General features: G+C 44.9%; 20 protein-coding genes. 19 read left to right on the top strand and 1 reads right to left on the bottom strand.

What is annotated here, in order from left to right; translation table 11 throughout:
• Nucleotides 1–38: 38 nt before the first annotated feature.
• From ACOJUR_RS10150 to ACOJUR_RS10060, 19 genes are all read left to right on the top strand, one after another.
• Nucleotides 39–2096 (top strand): sigma 54-interacting transcriptional regulator, encoded by a 2058-nt coding sequence (locus tag ACOJUR_RS10150; protein WP_420949921.1) that lies wholly within the window; start codon nucleotides 39–41, stop codon nucleotides 2094–2096.
• Nucleotides 2097–2310: 214 nt separating this feature from the next.
• A complete protein-coding gene (locus tag ACOJUR_RS10145) occupies nucleotides 2311–3402 on the top strand; it encodes a Glu/Leu/Phe/Val dehydrogenase dimerization domain-containing protein (protein ID WP_072874216.1) in 1092 nt (363 codons plus the stop codon).
• 24 nt (nucleotides 3403–3426) lie between these two features.
• Complete coding sequence (gene lpdA, locus ACOJUR_RS10140) at nucleotides 3427–4848, top strand: dihydrolipoyl dehydrogenase (RefSeq protein WP_420949920.1); 1422 nt, start codon at nucleotides 3427–3429, stop codon at nucleotides 4846–4848.
• Nucleotides 4849–4955: 107 nt separating this feature from the next.
• Complete coding sequence (locus tag ACOJUR_RS10135; RefSeq protein WP_072874218.1) at nucleotides 4956–5960, top strand: thiamine pyrophosphate-dependent dehydrogenase E1 component subunit alpha; 1005 nt, start codon at nucleotides 4956–4958, stop codon at nucleotides 5958–5960.
• Nucleotides 5961–6944 carry an alpha-ketoacid dehydrogenase subunit beta gene (locus ACOJUR_RS10130; RefSeq protein ID WP_420949919.1) on the top strand — a complete coding sequence of 328 codons (984 nt, stop codon included), beginning with the start codon at nucleotides 5961–5963 and terminating at the stop codon, nucleotides 6942–6944. It abuts the gene before it with no gap.
• Between the two features lie 38 nt (nucleotides 6945–6982).
• On the top strand, nucleotides 6983–8284 hold the full coding sequence (locus tag ACOJUR_RS10125; protein ID WP_420950537.1) for a dihydrolipoamide acetyltransferase family protein: 1302 nt from the start codon (nucleotides 6983–6985) through the stop codon (nucleotides 8282–8284).
• Between the two features lie 161 nt (nucleotides 8285–8445).
• Nucleotides 8446–9402 carry a lipoyl synthase gene (lipA, locus tag ACOJUR_RS10120; RefSeq protein ID WP_072874220.1) on the top strand — a complete coding sequence of 319 codons (957 nt, stop codon included), beginning with the start codon at nucleotides 8446–8448 and terminating at the stop codon, nucleotides 9400–9402.
• An 18-nt stretch (nucleotides 9403–9420) separates the two neighbouring features.
• Complete coding sequence (gene lipB, locus ACOJUR_RS10115) at nucleotides 9421–10128, top strand: lipoyl(octanoyl) transferase LipB (RefSeq protein WP_420949918.1); 708 nt, start codon at nucleotides 9421–9423, stop codon at nucleotides 10126–10128.
• The gene (locus ACOJUR_RS10110) at nucleotides 10125–11783 is read left to right on the top strand and encodes an acyl-CoA mutase large subunit family protein (RefSeq protein WP_420949917.1); all 1659 of its coding nucleotides are present in this window, start codon (nucleotides 10125–10127) and stop codon (nucleotides 11781–11783) included. The genes lipB and ACOJUR_RS10110 overlap by 4 nt, the downstream gene beginning before the upstream one ends.
• A 30-nt stretch (nucleotides 11784–11813) precedes the next feature.
• The gene (gene mce, locus ACOJUR_RS10105; protein ID WP_370541550.1) at nucleotides 11814–12656 is read left to right on the top strand and encodes a methylmalonyl-CoA epimerase; all 843 of its coding nucleotides are present in this window, start codon (nucleotides 11814–11816) and stop codon (nucleotides 12654–12656) included.
• Nucleotides 12653–14197 (top strand): acyl-CoA carboxylase subunit beta, encoded by a 1545-nt coding sequence (locus ACOJUR_RS10100; RefSeq protein WP_370541551.1) that lies wholly within the window; start codon nucleotides 12653–12655, stop codon nucleotides 14195–14197. The genes mce and ACOJUR_RS10100 overlap by 4 nt, the downstream gene beginning before the upstream one ends.
• Nucleotides 14198–14226: 29 nt before the next feature.
• Nucleotides 14227–15348: a M20/M25/M40 family metallo-hydrolase gene (locus ACOJUR_RS10095; RefSeq protein ID WP_306954372.1), complete on the top strand. Its 1122-nt coding sequence runs from the start codon at nucleotides 14227–14229 to the stop codon at nucleotides 15346–15348.
• Between the two features lie 33 nt (nucleotides 15349–15381).
• Nucleotides 15382–15963, top strand: coding sequence for an NUDIX domain-containing protein (locus ACOJUR_RS10090; RefSeq protein ID WP_165611981.1), 582 nt, complete (start codon nucleotides 15382–15384; stop codon nucleotides 15961–15963).
• Nucleotides 15964–16045: 82 nt separating this feature from the next.
• Nucleotides 16046–16705, top strand: coding sequence for a stage II sporulation protein M (locus ACOJUR_RS10085; protein WP_420949916.1), 660 nt, complete (start codon nucleotides 16046–16048; stop codon nucleotides 16703–16705).
• A gap of 15 nt (nucleotides 16706–16720) precedes the next feature.
• A complete protein-coding gene (locus ACOJUR_RS10080; RefSeq protein ID WP_306954366.1) occupies nucleotides 16721–17056 on the top strand; it encodes an RNHCP domain-containing protein in 336 nt (111 codons plus the stop codon).
• A 355-nt stretch (nucleotides 17057–17411) separates the two neighbouring features.
• Nucleotides 17412–18299, top strand: a complete 888-nt coding sequence (xerD, locus tag ACOJUR_RS10075; protein WP_072874264.1) for a site-specific tyrosine recombinase XerD — start codon at nucleotides 17412–17414, stop codon at nucleotides 18297–18299.
• A gap of 49 nt (nucleotides 18300–18348) precedes the next feature.
• Nucleotides 18349–19539 carry a phosphopentomutase gene (locus ACOJUR_RS10070; protein ID WP_072874225.1) on the top strand — a complete coding sequence of 397 codons (1191 nt, stop codon included), beginning with the start codon at nucleotides 18349–18351 and terminating at the stop codon, nucleotides 19537–19539.
• 52 nt (nucleotides 19540–19591) lie between these two features.
• Nucleotides 19592–19798 carry a DUF1540 domain-containing protein gene (locus ACOJUR_RS10065; RefSeq protein ID WP_072874226.1) on the top strand — a complete coding sequence of 69 codons (207 nt, stop codon included), beginning with the start codon at nucleotides 19592–19594 and terminating at the stop codon, nucleotides 19796–19798.
• Nucleotides 19799–19944: 146 nt separating this feature from the next.
• Nucleotides 19945–21204: a D-alanyl-D-alanine carboxypeptidase family protein gene (locus tag ACOJUR_RS10060; RefSeq protein ID WP_420949915.1), complete on the top strand. Its 1260-nt coding sequence runs from the start codon at nucleotides 19945–19947 to the stop codon at nucleotides 21202–21204.
• A 187-nt stretch (nucleotides 21205–21391) separates the two neighbouring features.
• On the opposite strand, the gene ACOJUR_RS10055 is transcribed toward ACOJUR_RS10060, so the two are convergent.
• Complete coding sequence (locus ACOJUR_RS10055; protein ID WP_420949914.1) at nucleotides 21392–22669, bottom strand: helix-turn-helix domain-containing protein; 1278 nt, start codon at nucleotides 22667–22669, stop codon at nucleotides 21392–21394.
• Nucleotides 22670–22841 lie beyond the last annotated feature (172 nt).

Here is a 22841-nt window from a genome sequence, read left to right as displayed (position 1 = left end):
TTCTCAAACTGAGTTTTTGAAAGATGGGGGTACACACATTGAATCTGATTGTGCTAGGAGCAGGCCAAGGAGGAGAAAAGGTTTTAAAAACTTTGGCTGAATATCGAGATTTACAGATTCTCTGTGTTGTGGACAAACGTCCAGAGGCGCCTGGCATGTTACTTGCCGAGCAACTTCGTATTCCAACTGCGCCCGATGTTGATAGTGCTTTACAACAGGTGCAAGGACAAATAGACGTCATTTTGGAAGTTACAGGTCATACCGAAGTGTACATGCGTCTTCTGGAACGTTTTCCAGAACGACCCATTGTAGTGCCTGCTTCTGCTTTGCAGTTTTTTATGCTCATCATGTCAGAAAAGGAACGATTGATTGCTTCTGCACGTACTCGGCAACGAGATCTGCAGAGAATTCTCAATGCTACGCAAGATGGCATGATCGGTATTGATGCGGGAGGAAGAGTAACTCTTTGCAACGCTGCTGCAGAACGCATGCTGGGTGTTTCTAGTGCTACTATGCGCGGCAGAAAGGCACATACCTGGATACCCCTTGAAGTGTATGAACCTATTCTCCAAGGTAAGGATAGCCCAGTCACTCAGATGCGTTCTCAAGCTGGTACAGATCTCGTTGTTCATGCCTTGCCAATGGATGATGAGACTCTTCAACGTGCTGGAGCCTTAGTTGTATTGCGGGATGTGACGGAAGTACACCGTTTGGCCGCAGAAGTCACCAATTTGCGAGAAGTGCAGCAGTTGCTTGAGGCCATTATACAAAGTACTCAGGACGCTATTTCGGTTGTCGATCAAAACGGCATTGGATGGATGATTAACCCAGCCTATACGCGTTTGACAGGCCTTCCGCCAGAACGTGTGATTGGCCAGCCTGCCGAAGTAGATATTGCCGAAGGTGAAAGTATGCACATGCAAGTGTTGAGAACAGGGCAAGCTGTCCGCAACGTGCCACTGAAAGTCGGTCCTCTGCGCAAAGAAGTGATTGTTGATGTTGCTCCGATTTGGGTAGGGAATGAATTGCGCGGTTCGGTCGGTGTCATTCACGATGTATCGGAAATCAAGCAATTGACAGATGAGTTACAACGGGCTAATCGACTTATTCGTTCCTTATCTGCTAAATATCGTTTCGAAGATATTGTCGGTTCGAGTCAGGCGGTTATTCATGCTATCGACCAGGCGCGAAAAGCGGCGGCTACTTCTGCCCCAGTTTTATTGCGCGGCGAACCAGGGACGGGCAAAGAATTGTTTGCACACGCTATACATCAAGAAAGTCAGCGTGCGAAAGGTCCTTTTGTGCGTGTCAATTGTGCTCTCTTTTCTGAAGAAATGTTGGAGATTGAGTTGTTTGGACTGGAAGAAGGAGCATCTTCCAGTTTGTTGCGGGGGAGAATCGGCCTTTTAGAAGAAGCTTCTGGTGGGACCTTGTTTCTTGACGAGATCGGCGAAATGAGTGTTTCTACTCAAGCCAAACTGTTGCGTGTGCTGCAGGAGAAAGAACTGGTTCGCGTGGGAGGGACGCGACCGATTGCGGTTGATGTGCGCTTGATTTCTGCTACTCATCTGCATCTAGAACAGGCAGTTGCAGCTGGACGTTTTCGTGAGGATTTGTATTACCGAATCAATGTTATTCCTATTTTTATTCCACCCTTAAGATATCGTAAGGAAGACATAGAGGAGTTGGCTAAAGCTATATTACAACGACAAAATCAAGCTTTCGGTCGGAATGTGGACGCAATTTCGAAAGATGCTTTGCAAGCGCTTATACGCTGGGATTGGCCTGGGAACGTAAGGGAACTCGAAAATGTTTTAGGTCGAGCTATGATGTCCGTAGGATACAGTGAAACGACACTATCAGCGCATCATTTGCCGCCTCTTGGGTTTTCTGTTCAAGAATTGGCAGGAGAAACAGGCGAGAGTGGCTATTTGCCACGCCAAGGAACACTGAATGAACGTATGCAAATGGTTGAGCAGGCAATTTTGCGTGAAACACTTTCAGCAACAGGTGGCAATAAGACAGAAGCAGCTAGGCGTCTCGGTATTTCCGTGCGTACTCTGTATTACAAATTGGAAACGAGCGAAAAGAGATAATCCTATTTGCATTTCGTGAAAACGCTTGCTTGCGTGTTTTTGCAGACTGTGCAATTTATTTCATGTTTTTAGCTTCTATGGATTGCTCAAAAAAAACAAACTCCCAGCATCAAAATGAATCGACTATACTCATGAATGTCATAGAGTCGCTGGGATGAGCAAGCGATTCTTGTAAAGGATGGAGAGACTTTCATTACAGGAGGACTTATACAGGATGGAAATTTTTCAATATCTGCAAACTTACGATTATGAACAGGTTGTATTCTGTCACGATGAAGCTTCAGGGTTAAAAGCAATTATTGCGATACACGATACTACCCTTGGTCCAGCGCTTGGTGGTTGCCGTATGTGGCCTTATGCTACAGAGGAAGAGGCTATTCTTGATGCGTTGCGTTTGGCGCGAGGCATGACTTACAAGGCTGCCGCCGCCGGGCTGAATCTGGGCGGAGGCAAGACGGTTATTATTGGTGATGCCAAAAAGGATAAGAGTGAGGCGCTTTTTCGCGCATTAGGAAGATACATTCAGAGCCTGAATGGCCGTTATATTACTGCAGAAGATGTCGGCACAACAGAAGCAGATATGAATTTGATTCATATGGAAACCAAGTATGTAACGGGCATTTCAAAAACTTATGGTTCGAGCGGGAACCCGAGTCCTATGACTGCGCTCGGAGTCTTCCGTGGCATGCAGGCGACAGCCAAATTGGCCCTTGGTAGTGACGATTTGGCAGGTAAGACAGTCGCCATTCAAGGATTGGGTAGCGTTGGTTATGCTTTGGCCGAAATGGTCAAAGAGGCAGGTGGTCATCTGGTAGTTACAGACATAAACGAGGATGCGCTAAAACGTGCTCAAAACGAGTTGGGTGCAAAGGTAGTTGGCATTCAGGAAATTTTTGAAGCAGATTGTGACATTTTGGCGCCCTGTGCACTCGGAGCAGTATTGAACGACCATACTCTACCGCTTCTAAAATGCAAAGCTATTGCCGGATCGGCCAACAATCAGCTAGCTGAGACTCGTCACGGTGATTGGCTTCATGAACGCGGTATTCTTTATGCGCCGGATTATGTTATTAATTCAGGCGGCGTGATTAATGTGGCAGATGAACTGGAAGGTTATTCTGAAGAACGTGCGAAGAAACGCGTGGAAGGGATTTACAATATCATGCTTGAGCTTTATGAAGTCTCTCGTCGTGAGCATATCCCATCCTATCAGGCTGCAGACCGCATGGCAGAAGCTAGAATTGAACAGATGCGTCGCGTGAGAAGCACATTCCTGCCTCATCAAAGTACAGTCTTGCACAAGTAACAGCAGTGGAAGGAGAAAAAAGCATTGGCTGAGCAGTCTTTTGACTTAGTAGTATTGGGAGGCGGTACGGGAGGCTATGTGGCGGCTATTCGTGCCGCCCAGTTAGGCCTTTCAGTAGCCATTGTTGAGAAAGATAAACTTGGAGGTACATGCCTGCATCGCGGTTGTATTCCAAGCAAAGCACTATTGCGTAGCGCAGAATTGTTTGCGGATGTAAAAAACGGAGAAAATTACGGCGTTAGTGCAGAAAAAGTTTCGTTTCATTTAGAACATGCGATGGCACGTAAACAGTCTATTGTAGAAAAGTTGCATCGCGGCGTGGAATTCTTAATGAAAAAAAATCAAGTGGAAGTCATACACGGGTATGGTCGATTAATGGGACCTTCCATATTCTCTCCGCAGGCTGGTGCTGTACGTGTGGAAAATGGTGAAGAGTCACAGATTTTGACGCCTCGCTTCACCCTCATTGCTACGGGCTCAAGTCCAAGAGCTTTACCTGGCCTTCCTTTTGACGGGAAACTTGTGCTTTCTTCGGATGATGCGTTGCAGTTTGAACGACTACCTAACTCGATTCTGATTGTCGGTGGCGGAGCTATAGGCGTAGAATGGGCATCTATGCTTTCGGATTTTGGGGTTCAAGTGACATTGTTGGAATTTTTGCCGCGGCTTTTGCCTCAAGAGGATGAAGAAGTCAGTCGCGAGGTGGAGAAAATTTTGAAAAAACGCGGCGTTGCTGTTCAAACGGGTGCAAAAGTGATTCCTGATTCTTTTCGCAAGCAAAATGATGGAATGGAAATTCAGTACGATCTCGATGGTCAACAAATTTCTATTCAAGCGGATTGTATGATGGTGGCTGTAGGTCGTTCTGCCAATGTTGACAATCTTGGTATTGAGGCAACAGAAATCGAGATTCAACGCGGTGTCATTCAAGTAGACGAGCACTATCGTACACGTGAACACAATATTTTCGCTATTGGCGATGTGATTGGTGGCTTGCAACTTGCGCATGTAGCGGCTCACGAAGGTATTCATGCTGTAGAAACTATGGCAGGATTGCACACGCACCCTCTGGTCTACCGCAACATTGCGCGTTGTACATACAGTAGGCCGGAAGTAGCTTCAGTTGGCTGGACTGAGAGTGAGGCCAAAGAAGCTGGCTATCAGTTGAAAATTGGTAAGTTTCCTTTCTCGTCGATTGGAAAAGCGCTGGTTCACGGTGAAGCTGAAGGATTTGTCAAAATGATAGCTGACCGTGAAACCGATGATTTGTTAGGTGTGCATATTGTTGGACCTCATGCCACTGATTTGATTTCCGAAGCAGGTCTAGCTCTTTTTGTCAACGCGTCTGCATGGGAAATAGGGAATATGATACATCCGCATCCAACACTTTCTGAAACTTTAGGTGAAGCTGCATTGGCTGTGGATGGATTGGCGTTGCATATGTGATCAAAATGACCAAAACCAGCGCTTAGCATGCTGGCTTGCGTTAAATACGATCACTTCTTTGGGTGATCAATCTAATAATCGAGATGCATAGGGAAGGAGCTACTCTCATGGCAACGCTTACAAACCATCGGGAAGTAGGCTTGAGCGATGAACAAGTTTTATTGATGTATGAAAAAATGCTCACAGCAAGAATGCTGGATGAAAGACTTTGGTTGTTAAACCGAGCAGGAAAAATTCCGTTTGTGATTTCATGCCAAGGTCAAGAAGGCGCACAAGCAGGAGCAGGTTTTGCCTTGCGCCCTGGAGTGGATTTTATAGCGCCTTATTATCGAGATCTCTGTCTGGTCTTGATTTTTGGTCATACGCCGCAAGACGAGTTACTCGCGGCATTCGCCAAAGCCGGTGATCCGAACAGCGGCGGACGCCAAATGCCAGGTCATTATGGGGATCATAAATTAAATATTTTTACTGGCAGCAGTCCGGTCGGTACACAGATTCCTCATGCTGTAGGAGCGGCGTTAGCTGCTAAAATGAGAGGCCATGACCAAGTAGCGTTTACTTCTTTTGGAGAGGGAACGAGCAACCAAGGAGATTTTCACGAAGCAGCAAACTTTGCTGGTGTACATCGACTACCCGTGATTTTCTTCTGTGAAAACAATCAATATGCCATCTCTGTTCCTTTGAATCGACAGGTTGCTTGTGAGAATGTAGCAGATAGGGCTGGCAGTTATGGGTTTCCGGGGGTCACGGTAGATGGTATGGACCCAATCGCTGTTTATCAAGTCACCAAAGAAGCGGTGGAACGCGCCAGGAAAGGCGAAGGTCCTACGCTGATTGAAGCGAAAACATACCGTCTGGTTCCCCATTCTAGTGACGACGACGATCGCTCATATCGTACGCGAGAAGAAGTGGCGAAAGCCAAAGAAGGAGATTCGCTAGAGCGTATGCGGAGCTATTTAGAAGAGATGGGATTATTGACTGCCGAGCAGCATGAGATGTTGACAGAACGCATCAGCAAAGAGATCAATGCGGCTACAGAATATGCGGAAGCTGCGCCTGCTCCAGAAGTTTCCACGCTCTTTGCGCACATTTATGCCGAGGAGGGGAAATAAATGGCTGTCAAACAATTTATTGAAGCTATACATGATGCGCTGCAAGAAGAAATGTCTCGTGATGAGCGAGTATTTGTGTTAGGTGAAGATGTAGGGTTGCGTGGTGGTGTTTTTCGAGTTACGGCCGGTTTGATTGAACAATTTGGTGAACAGCGTGTACTCGATACACCCCTTGCAGAGAGCGCTATTGTTGGTGTCTCGATTGGTGCGGCGGCCAATGGGTTGCGTCCGGTAGCAGAAATTCAGTTTGCAGATTTTATTATGCCTGCAGTCAATCAGATTCTATCGGAAGCGGCTCGCATTCGCTATCGTTCCAATGGTGATTGGGATTGTCCAATAGTTATTCGCGCTCCATTTGGTGGCGGTGTGCATGGTGCGTTATATCATTCGCAAAGCGTAGAGGCTTTGTTTACTCATACGCCAGGTTTAAAAGTGGTTATTCCCTCAACACCTTCAGATGCTAAAGGATTGTTGATCAGTGCTATTCGCGATCCAGATCCTGTACTTTTCTTCGAACACAAACGATTGTATCGACTTGTCAAAGAAGAAGTGCCTGAGGAAGCTTATACTACTCCGATTGGAAAGGCAGCAGTACGTCGCGATGGTGACGATATCACCGTCATTTCATATGGTCTTGCCTTGCATTTTGCATTACAGGCAGCGGAACAACTTGCTGCAGAAGGCATATCTGCACATGTCCTTGATTTACGGACATTGCGCCCTCTGGATGAGGAGGCTATTTTAGAGGCTGCTTCGCGGACAGGAAAAGTTTTGATTGTACATGAAGACAACAAAGTTTGCGGTGTGGGCGCGGAAGTATCTGCTCTCATTGCCGAACATTGTCTTTTCGAACTGGATGCGCCTATTGCACGCCTGTGCGGACCAGAAGTGCCAGCCATGCCTTTCAATGGTAATTTGGAACGGGAATACATGCTCTCACCAGCTAAAATTGCTGATGCTATGCGTAAACTGGCTAAATTTTAGGTTGTTGAAACGAGGAGGTTTTAGGATTGGATGTAAAAATGCCGCAACTGGGGGAGAGTGTGACAGAAGGTACCCTGGGACGTTGGTTAAAACAGGTGGGCGATCCGGTTCGAAAATACGAACCCATTGCTGAAGTCATTACTGATAAAGTCACTGCTGAGGTTCCTTCTGATGTAGATGGAAGGATGGCTGAACATTATATAGCTGAAGGAACAACTGTAGCTGTCGGAACGCTGATCTGTAGAATTGAGACGTTGAATGAGGAGAATACTGGCAGTCAACCTACCAGTTCTTCTGTTCCAGCGGATTTACCTTCGAAAGCTTCTTTGACAAGTTCCTTGAATGAAGAGCGGCATCAAGTAGAAAAGAAAGCTAATAGCCGTTCGTTGGGAAGATACTCACCAGCCGTTTTGCGGTTAGCTGAAGAACATCAAGTCGATTTACGGCAAGTCATGGGCAGCGGTGAAGGTGGAAGAATCACACGAAAAGATGTTCTCGCTTTTATTGAACAGGGAAGTCAACCGTCCATGGCTATTCCTGAAATCAAACAGACAGAACTCTCTTCTGCTGTTCCGTCTTCAGCTAAAGCTCCAGAGCACAGTCAACCCGCAGCAGCGCAGGCAAGAGCAACAGAAAATGGTGACTATACCGTTTTGCCTGCAACTCCCATTCGCCGTACGATTGCTCGGAGAATGTTGGAAAGTAAGCGCACTGCTCCACATGCTTGGACGATGGTGGAAGTGGACGCAACCTCCTTGGTACGTTATCGAGATCGGCAGAAAAAGGGGTTTGTTGAACGGGAAGGTGTGTCTCTAACGTATTTACCGTTCTTTATTAAAGCTGTGGCAAATGCGCTTCGCCAGTATCCAATGCTCAATGCTGCATGGGTAGATGATGAGATAAGGCTGATGAAAAATATTCATATTTCCATAGCGATTGCTACCGATGATGCTCTTGTGGTTCCTGTTATTCATCATGCGGATAGACTGAGTGTAACAGGAATTGCACATGCACTAAACGACTTGGCAACGCGAGCTCGAAATGGCAAGTTGACGATGGCCGATATGGAAGGCGGCACGTTTACGGTCAATAACACCGGAGCATTCGGTTCCATCTTGTCGCAACCGATTATCAATCAGCCTCAAGCTGCGATTCTATCCGTTGAATCGATTGTCAAGCGGCCCATGGTGATGGATGACGATATGATTGCCATTCGTCATATGGTGAATCTTTGTTTGTCACTCGATCATCGTTTGTTGGACGGATGGGTAGCCGGTCAATTCTTGAAAGCGGTCAAAGAACAAGTTGAACAGGCAGGCGAACATTTGACGCTTGGATGAGTTGCCAGGATTGGCCCCAAAGCCGCTTGCGGCGAGTTGGGGCTTTCTTTGCATTTGATGCAGTTTGGTCTACACTTAAAGTAGTCCCAAGCTAAGAAATTTCGCGTTCCGCTTTCGAAAGAAAGTTGTGACGTTGCCAAAAGAAAGAGGGAGTGGCCCATATGCAGTCAAAACTGGCAGAAAAACAAGCTGAAAAAGAACGTATCATGCGCGAACAAGCCATGTCCCGGCCAGAGTGGCTTAAAATTAAGCTCAATACGGGAGAAGAGTATCAAGAGCTGAAGCGACTGATGCGTTCCAAATCGTTGCACACAGTTTGTGAAGAAGCCCGTTGTCCCAATATTTATGAATGTTGGACGCATCGTACGGCTACCTTTATGATTCTCGGTGAGACTTGTACACGTGCTTGTCGATTTTGCGCTGTGCACAGCGGTAAACCGACAGAACTCGACTTACAAGAACCTGAACGGGTAGCTGAAGCTTGTGTGCAAATGGATTTGCAGCATGCCGTGGTAACATCAGTTGCTAGAGACGATTTAGCTGACGGTGGAGCTTCTATCTTTGCCGAAACGATTCGCGCCATCCGTAGACGTTTGCCCACATGCGGTGTGGAAGTATTGATTCCAGATTTTCTAGGGAATTGGGATGCGCTGGCTACCGTTTTAGACGCTTCGCCTGACATTCTCAACCACAATATAGAGACGGTTCGCAGATTATCAGATAAGGTACGCTCCAAGGCGAAATATGACAGAACTTTGGAACTGTTGCAGCGTTCTAAAGAACTTCGTCCGGATATTCGAACCAAGTCAAGCATAATGGTAGGTCTTGGAGAGACAGTGGATGAAATTTTAGAAACGCTGGACGATTTACGTGCAGTTCAAGTTGATATTGTTACGATTGGCCAGTATTTGCAACCGACAAAAAAACACTTATTGGTGGAAAAATTCTATACTCCCACTGAATTTTTACGTTTGCGCGGCGAAGGTTTGGCACGCGGTTTTGCTCATGTGGAATCTGGACCTATGGTGCGCAGTTCTTACCACGCTCATGAGCAGGTATTACGTGCGGATGGAATGCCTATTCAATCCCTCAAAGAATCAGCTTCCTCGCAACTTTAATTTGTAGGAGGGGTGAGGATGAGTCAACCGACGACAGTAAATTGGATTTCATTAGGACGTATGGATTATGATGAGGCGCTGGCAATTCAGATGAGTCAACGGGATGCGCTGCTTGCCATGGAAGGCGGCGCGCAGACCGTTTTTACTGTGGAACATCCACCCACAATTACGATTGGTCGAAACGGATCGGCCGCAAATATTGTTGCTTCCGAAGCAGAACTACAGCGTCAAGGGTTTACGATTCGAGAAGTAGACCGGGGCGGTGATGTTACCTATCATGGTCCAGGCCAACTGGTGGTTTATCCTGTTTTGCACCTGGGTCCATTTGGTAACGATGTGTCGCTGTTTGTACGACGGTTAGAGGAAATGGTCATACAAGCCCTCGCTGAAGAAGGGATGACGGCAACACGACTGGAAGCCTATCCAGGTGTTTGGCTGGGAGATAAAAAAATCTGTGCTGTAGGCGCAAGAGTGAAGCGACGCGCCAATGGTGAGTTTGTCACTTCTCACGGCATCGCACTCAATGTGGCTACCAATTTGGCTCACTTTCAAACCATTATCCCTTGTGGCATTCAGGATAAAGGAGTAACTTCAGTCGCTGAAGAATTGCAACAGGAAGCTTCTGTAGAAATATGGGAAGAAAAACTGCGCCGCCATTTTGAACAACAGTTTTCTGCACGAACAGAGACGGTTGATTGGTCTTGCGAAAGGGAGAGTCGGGCATGAACTTCCAAGAATCCAAAAACGCCTGGGAGAAAAAAGTAGAAACCGAGATAGGAAAGCGACCTGAGCGTCGCAAAGAATTCCATACTTCTTCCGATATCCCTGTGGAACGACTGTACACTCCCAACAGTGAAGAATCTACCCCTGATGCTTATTTAGAGAAACTTGGCTTTCCGGGTGAATTTCCGTATACGCGCGGAATCCAGCCAACGATGTACCGTGGAAAATTTTGGACAATGCGCCAATATGCAGGGTTTGGTTCTGCTGAAGAAACTAACCTGCGGTTTCGTTATTTGCTGGAACAAGGGCAGACAGGATTAAGCACCGCTTTCGATTTGCCTACACAAATTGGTTATGATGCTGACGATCCGTTTGCGCGCGGTGAAGTGGGTAAAGTAGGAGTCTCGATTTCCTCGCTGCTCGATATGCAGACCCTGTTTGCCGAAATTCCGTTGGATGCAGTGAGTACATCCATGACCATTAATGCTCCTGCTTCAGTGCTGTTGGCCATGTATCTTGTGGTTGCTGAACAGCAAGGCGTTGCGTGGAATAAAGTGTCAGGGACCATTCAGAATGATATTTTAAAAGAGTATGTGGCGCGGGGCACCTATATTTTTCCTCCCAAGCCATCTATGCGTCTAATTACCGATATTTTTTCTTTCTGTTCCAAGGAAGTGCCAAACTGGAATACCATTTCTATCTCTGGCTATCATATTCGAGAAGCCGGATCGACAGCTGTTCAAGAAATTGCTTTTACATTGGCGAACGCGATTGCTTACGTTGAGGCAGCCTTGGCTGCTGGTTTGCAAATTGACGAATTTGCTCCTCGTCTTTCATTTTTCTTTAATGCACACAATAATTTTTTTGAAGAAATTGCGAAATTCAGAGCTGCACGGCGCATGTGGGCTCATATTATGAGGGATCGGTTTTCTGCTAAGAACTCTAAATCTATGCAATTACGTTTTCATACCCAGACAGGTGGAAGTACGCTAACTGCTCAACAGCCGGATAACAATATTGTTCGGGTTACCGTGCAAGCGCTTGCCGCAGTACTTGGGGGAACACAGAGTTTGCACACCAACAGCCGCGACGAAGCATTGGCGTTGCCGACGGAAGAATCAGCTCGTATAGCTCTTCGTACTCAGCAAATTCTTGCCTATGAAAGCCATGTGGGAGACACGGTTGATCCGCTCGGTGGGAGCTACTACATAGAAGAACTGACGGATGAGTTAGAGAGAAGGGCTACACAATATTTGGATTATATTGAGCAGATGGGTGGAGCAGTTTCTGCCATTGAGCAGGGATATATGCAAAAAGAGATTCATCACGCCGCTTATTTGACGCAGCGGGAGATTGAACAGGGAGAACAAGTGGTGGTTGGTGTCAATCGATTTACTGTGGAAAACGAATCCACTCCTGAACTGTTGCGTGTGGACTCCAAACTGGGTGCCATACAGGCTGAGCGTCTGGCCAAATTGCGCCAAGAAAGAGCTCAAGAACCTTGGGCGAAGGCGCTGGCGGATTTACGTAGCGGAGCTGAAGGGGATGCCAATTTAATGCCGCTTATTCTTCAGGCTGTACGCTCATATGCAACGATTGGTGAAATTTGCAACACTTTACGAGATGTTTTTGGAGAGTATCGTCCCCCTATTTATTGATTCTGAAGAGAAAATGGAGGCGAGAACAGCTTGGATGGTTTGGAACGACCGATTCGTGTTTTAATTGCCAAGCCCGGTCTGGATGGTCATGATCGCGGTGCGTTGGTGGTAGCTCAAGGGCTGAGAGATGAGGGAATGGAAGTTATCTACACAGGCTTGCGGCAAACTCCAGAAGCCATTGCTGCTGCAGCCGTACAGGAAGATGTGGCTTGTGTGGGACTTTCTTCGTTGTCTGGAGCCCATTTGGAACTGTTTCCAGAAGTGGTTCAAGCGCTTCGTGCACGTGGAGCAGACGATATTCTGGTGATTGGCGGCGGAATCATTCCTGATGAGGATATCAATGCTCTAAAAAATGCTGGCATTGCTGAAATTTTCACTCCAGGTTCCAGCATCAAACAAATGGCGGATTATATTCGTCAACATGCGCGAACCGCTCAGTTGCCAGCTTTAGCTTCTTTTGTTGAAGGACTCGATCATATAGGTATTGCCGTCAATTCGCTGACTATAGCTCAGAAGTTGTATAAAGATCAGCTTGGAGCCAAAGAAATTCATCATGAGGAAGTTGTGGAACAGGGAGTGCGGGTCAGTATTCTTCGTATGGGCCAGACCGAGATCGAACTGCTTGAACCCTTACATGAAGAGAGTCCTGTAGCACGCTTTCTGGCCAAACGCGGTTCTGGGGTTCACCATCTTGCCTATCGAGTAAAGGATATTCAAGCTGCTTTGCAAGCGGCGAAAACTGCAGGTTTTCGTTTGATTGATGACCAACCTCGTCGTGGTGCACATGGCAAGTGGGTAGCCTTTTTGCATCCGTCCTCTATGCAAGGTGTTCTCACAGAACTATGTCAGCCAAGGGAGGATAGGCAGTCATGATGGAACGAAGATTGAGTGAATTGACCGATCGTCGCCGCAAACTGGAGCTCGGTGGGGGCGATCAGCGCATCTTGCAACAACATGAAAAAGGAAAGTACACCGCTCGTGAACGAATAGAATTATTGTTGGATAAAGGTTCCTTTCGCGAGATTTATCTGTTTGCCCATACGCGTTCGTCCTATTTAGGTATGGATAATATTGAAGCTCCAGGGGAAGGTGTTGTGACCGGGTATGGAACGATAGACGGACGTACAGTCTATGTGTTTGCCCAAGATTTCACTGTCTTTGGCGGAGCCCTTGGTGAAGTGCATGCTAAAAAAATTGCGAATCTCATGGATTTAGCTGCTCAAAATGGAGCTCCTATGATAGGGTTAAACGATTCAGGAGGGGCACGCATACAAGAAGGCGTGGTTTCACTGGACGGGTATGGTCATGTGTTCTATCGAAATGCCTGTTATTCTGGTGTTATTCCACAAATTTCCGTAATTATGGGGCCTTGTGCTGGCGGTGCTGTCTATTCCCCGGCCATTACCGATTTTATTTTTATGGTCGAAGGGACAAGTCAGATGTTTATTACGGGACCTAAAGTCATTCAGACTGTGACCGGAGAACAGATTTCTGCTGAAGAACTTGGTGGAGCCAAAGCCCAGGAAGCTTACAGTGGTGTCGCTCACTTTTCTTGTCCGACTGAAGAAGAAACGCTTTCGCAAGTGCGCAAGTTGCTGAGTTTTTTGCCAGCTTCTTATCGAGAGAAGCCTCCTCGGAAACCTTTTCATGGAAGCTTGGAGATGGATGACTCCATTCTGGAGATTGTTCCTACCGAGGGTATGAAAGTATATGATGTCAAAGATGTGATTGAACGTTTAGTGGATGACGGAGATTTTTTTGAAGTGCAAAAATTGTTTGCCAAAAATGCAGTGATTGGTTTTGGGCGGATTGGCGGCAGTGTAGTAGGAATCATTGCGAATCAGCCTAAACATATGGCAGGCGGTTTAGATATTGATTCATCAGATAAGATTTCTCGTTTTATACGATTTTGTGATGCCTTTCAAATTCCCCTTATTACACTTGAAGATGTAACAGGCTACATTCCAGGTGTCAAACAGGAGCATGGTGGAATTATTCGGCACGGCGCGAAAATTCTATACGCCTATTCTGAGGCAACTGTTCCCAAAATTACAATTATTCTGCGTAAAGCATATGGCGGTGCGTATGTTGCAATGAACAGTAAAGCTATTGGGGCCGATCTCGTTTATGCTTGGCCAGCCTCTGAAATTGCTGTCATGGGTCCAGAAGGTGCTGCCAACATTATCTATGCTAAAGAAATTGCTGCCTCAGACAATCCGGCAGAGACAAAGGCACGACGTATTCAAGAATATCGCGATCACGTTGCAAATCCTTATGTGGCGGCTGGTGCAGGTATGGTTGATGATGTTATAGATCCCCGCGACACCCGTCGATTGCTTTATGAGGCGCTTGTTCTTTTGGAAAATAAACAAGTACAACGTCCTTTGCGCAAACATGGCAACATACCGCTTTAAGGTCATACGTACAATAGGAGGCGTTGTCTATGTCGACTCATACACATAAAGATGCTGTTTTGCATACATTTTTAGATCTTGTGCAGATTGCTAGTCATTCACTTCAAGAACAAGGAGTATTTGCATATTGCAAAGAGAGACTGGAAAAAATGGGATTATCCGTTCGAGAAGATAGTGCGGGTGAAAAATTAGGGGGGCAATGTGGTAATCTCATTGCCACTTTGCCTGCCAACGATTCTACTCGACCTAAAATTTTATTGATGGCGCATATGGATACGGTACAACCAGGGCAGAACGTGAAACCTGTCGTTCGTGATGAGGTTATATACAGTGACGGATCTACCGTGCTTGGAGCGGATGATAAAGCGGGCATCACCGCTATCTTGACAGCGCTTGAGCGGATTATACAAGAGAATTTACCGCATGGCCAGATTCAGGTGTTATTGACCATTGCTGAAGAAATAGGACTGCAAGGTGCTAAAAACCTGGACTTTTCTCTGATTGACGCTGATTGGGGTCTTTCTCTTGACACAGGAGGAGCACTAGGAACGCTGCCTGTAGCTGGTCCTGCACAAGCTAAATTTGAAGCCCAGTTTATAGGCCGCAGCGCTCATGCAGGAGTAGCTCCAGAACGGGGAATATCAGCCATTCAGGTAGCTGCAAAAGCAGTGGCGAATATGCCTCATGGGCGTATTGATGATGAAACAACAGCCAATATCGGTTCTTTTGAAGGCATTAGTCCGACGAATGTTGTCGCGGAGAGAGCCAGATTATTGGGTGAAGTTCGAAGTCGAAACAAGGAAAAATTACAGCGTATGCTCCAGCAGATTGAGGAAATTTTTGATACCGTTGCTAAAGAGCATGGGGCCAAGTTGGAATTTGAACAGCGTCTGATGTATGAAGGATTTCGTTATCCTCCAGAACATCCTGCTCGCCAGAGAGTGGAGCGTGCTCTACGTCTGGCCGGATTTGAACCCAATCCAGTAGAGGTTGGCGGAGGCAGTGATGCAAACATTCTTTCCATGCATAAGTTGCCCGTGCTAAACATTGGTATTGGCTATGAAGATATTCATACAACTCAGGAACATATTCAATTATCCGATATCATGTCAGCTTCCGAAGTGGCCGTTGTTTTTTGCACAATGGAGTAAACTGATTCAGGTTAATTGGAGGGAGAACCATCGTTGGATGACTGGACAGACTCTCCGCAACATCAGGATAGCAGTTTGGTGGAGACAACGGTTGATGAAACTACCCTTTATAGCGGGCGTATTCTTCAACTACAAAAACGCAAAGTACGCTTGGCCAATGGACGGGAAGCGTCTCGGGAAGTTGTTATACATCCAGGTGCAGTAGCAATTGTTGCCGAACCAGAAACTAATTATCTTATTCTGGTTCGACAATTTCGCAACGCTCCTCATGAATTGCTTTGGGAACTGCCAGCAGGGAAATTGGATGCTGGAGAAGAGCCTTCTATAGCAGCTTGTCGAGAATTACGCGAAGAAACGGGATACACAGCAAAATCGATTGAATTATGGCATTCTTTTTACACATCTCCCGGCTTTGCGAATGAGAAAATATGGTTATATTTTTCTCGTGATTTAGTCAAGTCTCAACAACAACTGGACGAAGATGAATTGCTCCATATGCATTTCTTTTCTCGTGATGAAGTTGCTGAAATGTTAAAAACAGGCGCACTAACGGACGCTAAAACGCTCATTGGAGTTTATCGATGGTTGATGCAAGGTTCTAGTAAAAAGTCATAGAGTCGCCTTTATCCACATAGAGTGAAGCAGGACATAACTTTGCTCACTGCTTCTCTCTAGCGTGGAATGGGGGCAATTCGAGATGATCGGGAATCTTCTTTTACGAAGAAAAGGAAGAGTTGATTGGCTCCAAGAAAGCATTCAACTTTTGCAAAAATTACAGAGAAAGCATGGCTCAGCCTTATTATTTCTACTGGCCATTGCTGTAACGGGTCTATTCTTTGGCGGTGTGGTTGCAGGACAAATTCCGCATCCTGAGCAAATGATTCTTGACAATCGGCTACAAAATCTCATTTCAGATGTCACAAATCATCAGTTGGCGAGCAGCAAGGAACTGTTATGGCAACGTTTAAGTGCGGATGGACGTCTGTTGGCGTTACTCTGGTTGCTTGGATTATCCATCATTGGTATACCTATTATTATTCTTTTACTTTTTCTGCGTGCTTTCTCAACGGGTTTCGCCATTGGTTACACTATACTTCATTTTGGTGTCAAAGGGCTATGGATTGCCATGCTAGGCATTTTTTTGCACGAATTTCTCGCATATTCTACTTTACTGGCTGCTGCTTTAACAGCGATTCGTTTTTCCAAGACAATTCTCATTCAGAAAATCCAGTTGAGCGACTTAATTGTCCGTGCTCTGCGATTTACGGGATACTTTATTGTATATCTGGGTGGTTTGGCCATTGCTGATTGGGTACAAGCCAGTGTGGTGCCTCATTTACTGGCAAGCCTGTTTTGAACAGGAGGGATTTTCATGCAACACGCTCGCTTTACGCATCGAAACGAAGGCTTTATCTGCGCCCATTGTGGGGTCGATGTACCACCTTCCACCTCAACTTGTCGAAACCATTGTCCAAATTGCCTTTATTCTGTACATCTTGACAATTTTCCCGGCGATCGCGCTGCAAACTGTAGAGGCTTGATGGAGCCTATCGAGATCATCCAACATTCCAAAAAAGGATGGCAAGTGGTTCATCGTTGTCAACGTTGTGGACATGAAAGTCGAAACACGCTCCATTTTGACGATCCGTTGGCTGCTGATTCATTTAATCGAGCACTGGAGTTGATGAGAAAGGGGCCATCTATATGATCCAACGTCTGTCGTCACTTTGGAGTTTTCTACGAATTTGTTTGTTCTTTTTTTCAATGGCGTTGCTTTTTCATTGGATGGTCTCCATATCTATAGCATGGCGGCATTCTTACCAACTTCCCACGCCTCTTCATCCTCCTTATATTGCTGTGTGGACGCGTACGGACGTACCTACATTCGATTTTATGTTCAATCAATTCCTACAATCGTGCCTCTCTTTTTTCCGATTTGGCAATTGACAACTATACTGTATGGAAGTGTCCTGAAAGTGCAGGACTCTTCATTTATTTATGGAATCATTTTTATGAGGCAGAAAGAAAAAGAGAGTTGGAGAACGATTAAAGGAGTCATATTGATGCATAGCTTGGTAGAACAGTTTATCAATTATTTGTCTGTAGAACGTGGACTGTCTATGAACACGCTGGAATCGTATCGAAGAGATTTAGCAGGGTTTCAGCGTTTTATGGATCAGAAGCTCAAATTGAGTTTGGAAGATGCATTAGAAGAGCATCTACAGGCATATTTAGTGGAATTGACTCAATCGGGGAAAGCCTCTTCCACCATATCAAGAAACATTGCATCAATTCGCTCTTTTTATCGATTTCTGGCCAGTGAAAATCGACAAGTGAAAAATCCCGCTCAGCGCATTGTTTCGCCTAAAATGGAGAAACGCTTGCCGAAGGTGCTCACAGAGCAGGAAATTCGGCTCCTACTGGAACAACCTCACGTTCATACTCCGGCTGGATGTCGAGACAAGGCCATGTTGGAGTTACTTTACGCTACAGGGTTACGCGTGAGTGAATTAATCAATATGAATCTGCATGATGTTAATTTAAGCGCTGGTTTTACGCGTTGTTTAGGAAAAGGGAAAAAAGAACGTATTATCCCAGTTGGTGAGATTGCTCAAAAAGCTTTGCATCGATATATTCACACGGCTCGTCCTCAATTGTGCAAAGAATCTTCTTCTAGCGCGTTGTTTCTCAATCAACAGGGTAAACGAATTTCTCGCCAAGGATTTTGGAAAATTCTTAAAAAATATGCGTATTCTGCAAAAATTTCTGAAGAAATCACACCTCATATGCTCCGACACTCCTTTGCCACTCATCTTCTCGAGCATGGAGCCGATTTAAGGGCTGTTCAGGAGATGTTAGGACATGCTGACATTTCCACTACACAAATTTATACACATGTAACGCGATCACGCATGAAAGAAGCGTATTTATTGGCCCATCCAAGAGCATGAATACGTCTATCGAAAATTGATGGAAAGTAACAAACGGGGAGTTGTAGGGATGACGTCAAAGAAACGATGGATATGGATTGTTTTGGATAGCGTCGGCTGTGGTGCGGCACCTGATGCTAGTCATTATGGGACATCAGATGAAATGTCTAATACATTAGCCCATATTGCACAGGCGAAGGGCGGATTATACGTACCTAATATGGAAAAGTTGGGGCTTGGAAATATATTGGAAATCGAGGGTGTAAAACCAAGCCATCAACCAACCGCTTATGGAAGAATGCAGGAAAAGTCCCATGGTAAAGATACGACTAATGGCCATTGGGAATTTGTAGGTGTTGTGCTGGAGCAAGATTTACCGGTATATCCGAATGGTTTTCCAAATGAGATTATTCAACCTTTTGAAGCATACGTGGGCAAACCCGTACTCTGTAATCGTCCTGCCTCAGGCACGGAGGTTATTGAAGAGTATGGTGCTATTCATATGGAAACAGGTCGACCCATTGTTTATACCTCAGCAGACAGTGTTTTTCAAATTGCGGCGCATGAGGAAATCGTCACTGTCCAACAGTTGTATGATTGGTGCGAGAAAGCTCGCGCTTTATTGACCGGACCTCATGCTGTCGGCCGTGTGATTGCGCGACCCTTCATTGGTAAACCTGGTGCTTTTCAACGTACGCATCATCGAAAAGATTTTTCCTTAAACTTTGGCCATACGGTCCTTAATTCCTTACAAACTGCAGGTTGGGATATTATTGGTATCGGAAAAATTTACGATATTTATGGTGGTTCGGGTATCAGTAAGGGAATTCATACCGATAACAATGAAGATGGAATGAAAAAATTACTGCAGGCTATGCGTGAATATTCTTCCGGGCTACTTTACATCAATTTGGTTGATTTTGATTCTCTCTATGGTCATCGCAATAATCCTATTGGTTTTGCACAAGCGGTAGAGGAGTTTGATCGTTGGCTGGGAAAGGTACTTTCAACCATGCAGGATTCGGACGTTCTTTGCATTACAGCCGATCACGGTTGTGATCCGACGACGCCTGGAACAGATCATTCCAGGGAATGGGTACCGCTTTTGGTGTATCACAAGCAGATGAACCAGTTACATTCGCTTGGAGATCGCTCGACGTTCGCTGACTTAGGTGCTACGGTTGCAGAGTTTTTTGGTGTTTCATTGCCGGAGATTGGAGAAAGTTTTTGGAAATCAATTCAAGATGAAGCGATGTTTTAAAAGTATGGTTTTGCCGTTCTCTCTCATACTGAAGTACAAGGAGGGGATGAGCATGCCGAATCATGTAAAATGTGCAGTTGAAGAATGTTTATATAACCAAAATTCAGCTTGTTCAGCAGAGGAAATAGAAATACGAACTAATGGAAATCCTATTGTAGGAACATCCAAAGGTACGATGTGTGAAACTTTTATTTATAAAGATTATCGTGGGCATGGACGAGATGCCTACCATGCGCATCAAGAGTCACAACACTCCTAGGAAGCACTCTTTAATGAACCCTCCAGTATATCAGGAGGGTTTTTTATTTTTCCGTATCATATTCACACGATGGACGAGCAAACTATACGCTAGCCAGAGTCTCTTGTAACTGGACATCATGATGTCAAAGAAAGGAGCAGACAACTATGTCAGAGAAGAAACAGCAATTATCTGGAGTCAAAAAGTTGGCTGTTTTCAGTTGTCTCGTTCTGCCAATTTTCTCCTTTGTTGAACCGCCTCTTATCCAGGCATCTTCGTTATCTCAATCTGCATCCACGTATCATGTTCAAAAGGAAAAAAGTTCTTCAAACGATGATCACCAAGAAATTCAATTAGCTGCTCATGCTCGATCAGCAGTTTTAATGGAAGCTTCTACTGGCAAAATATTGTTTGCCAAAGATGAGCATGAACGATTGCCAATGGCCAGCATTACTAAAATCATGACAATGTTGTTGATTATGGAAGCTATTGACAATGGTAAACTGAAACTCACGGACAAAGTAAAGGCAAGTGAATATGCCGCGAGCATGGGAGGTTCGCAAATCTTTCTCGAACCTGGAGAAGAAATGACTGTTTCTGACATGCTCAAGGGGATTGCCATGGCTTCAGCAAATGATGCTTGTGTGGCAATGGCGGAGCATCTGTGTGGAACATCAGATGCTTTTGTACAAAAAATGAACGAGAGAGCATCTCAGTTAGGCATGAAAGATACTCATTTTGTTAATTGCAATGGATTGCCTGCCGAGAACCATTATTCATCAGCCTATGATATTGCTCTCATGTCACGCGCCTTGCTAAATCACCCGGAAATTACGAAATGGACATCTGTATATAGTGATTATTTACGAAAAGACAGTGCGAAACCTCTTTGGTTGGTTAATACCAATAAGTTAGTCAAGTTTTATGAGGGTATGGATGGATTGAAAACGGGATACACAGCAGAAGCCAAGTATTGTTTGTCGGCTACTGCCAAGAAACAAGGTTTGCGCATGATAGCTGTTGTTATGGGAGAACCCAAAACGACCGTACGTAATGCTGAAGTTACTGCAATGATGAATTGGGGATTTAGTCAGTATGAATATAAAGCTCTGCACGCTGCCGGTAGTACAATTACTCAGGTGGATGTGAAAGGTGGTAAAGAGAAAAAAATAAATGTCATGGTATCTAGAGCAGTAGGTTTAGTTACTGAAAAAGGTAAGCGTCCTGACATAGATGAAAAAATCATCATACAGCCTTTACAGGCGCCAATTAAAAAGGGTCAAAAGGTAGGCGAATTAGTGGTTGAAGAGAATGACCATGTTGTGGATAAAGTAGCTCTTTTAGCTGCAACATCGGTAGAAAAAGCGTCATTGTCCTATCGACTTGGCCGCTCCCTACGTTCATTCTTTTCATTTGGGCAATCTTGATTGTCGAACCATCTCAGTTGTTGACGAATGAGCACAAAAAATATTATTTCTAAGGCAATATGTAATGAGTAACTTGAAAGTATGATCAACTGTAGAGAGGGGTTTCCACAAAAGTCATTTTAGGAAACTTTTGAGGTAACCCCTCTTTTCATACAATATTTGAATTGTATGCGTACTCTTTTCTGATTCAAACGAGTAATTTCTCACGAAGAATACTGTTAGCCAGCTGAGTAGCAATGGTCATCATGCTGGACTGATCCCCTGACCATTTCTGAGTCCAAATCGCTTGATGGTGTTTTAATTCAGTAAACTGCGGCAAATCATTGCTGTCCACCTTTTCAAGAGAAACATCTAAATATTCTAAAGCTGTTTTATAATCTTGTTTTGAGGCTGCAACGCGAGCCAAAATAAAGTTTGCCTGTATTTGCAGTGTTATATTTTGACCGTCTTGTTGAAGAGCCATTTGTGTATCTTCAACAGCATTCTCCAATTCACCAAGAGCAAAATACGACTCAGCTCGCTCTATATATGCTCCGGCCAATCGAATGTTGTCTCTCGGAAATTCTCGCAGGTCAATTAATTGTGAACAATAGTCAATAGCCTGGCGATATTGTTTAGCACATCTCAAAATATAGGCTTGATTGATCTGGCATTGACGCATGCCTCTCAATTGTCCAGACTTTTCATATGTCTGAATAGCTTTTTCATTGAAAATCAGTGCATTTTCAAAATCCATAAGTTCTGTGTAAGTATAGGCTAATCCGTGATATGCACGAGCCATATCATTTGTAGTTCCATATTCTTCAGCAAGTTGCGTCATCCGCAAATAAGCTTCATGCGATTGTTGAATATCACCGCGATCGAGATAAAGTCGAGCTAGATTACCATATATCTTCATTTCTAGTGGCATATGCAAGGAAGGATGTTGTGCAAGCATTTCACTGGCACGAGTCCAGTACATTAGTGATAATTTTTGACGTTTTCTGCGTCTTTCCAAATTGCCAAGATGAAAATAAGCATGTACAGCCGTCGCAATATCATTTTTTTCCACTGCAAAACGAATGACTTCTTCATAAGCCATAGAAGCATCTTCCAGTTGTTCTAGCTGAACATAGCATTCTGCAAGTAATTGAAATATACTCTCTAATTTGGCGTTATTTTCTTGAAATGCAGAAAGTTCTTTCAATATAGGAACGGCTTCTTCATAACGTTCTTTGTCCACCAATGAACGAGCTTTTCGGAGGCGCTGTGTCAGATCGGTGGTTGTAGTACGTTCTACATGAAATACACTAAATGGTACTCCTAATCGCTCTGCTAATTGTTCCAAAACTTTTGCAGAAGGAGTAGCTCTATTTGATTCAATTTGGCTTATCATGCTTGGTGTGACAATATTTTGACTTAATTCTTGTTGGGTCATACCTTTCTCACGACGCAAGTTGCGAATCGTTTCTCCAATGCTCGCCATACTCTGCCTCCATTAAATTTTCCTATATTGTACTATAAAAATATGTATCTCGCTCAACGGGAAATTGTCGGATTCAGACGAATTCTTAGAGCTTTTGTCGGCTTGCAGGATTCTTGCTGATGACTTAAGAATTGTTTGCCTGAATCAACAACATGCAGAGAGGGCGGACGTT

The organism is Alicyclobacillus tolerans, assembly GCF_048984885.1.
GTDB classification, from domain to species: Bacteria; Bacillota; Bacilli; order Alicyclobacillales; family Alicyclobacillaceae; genus Alicyclobacillus_I; species Alicyclobacillus_I tolerans.
The sequence above is the reverse complement of the archived record's forward strand: the minus strand, read 5'-3'. Positions and strand labels throughout refer to the sequence as shown.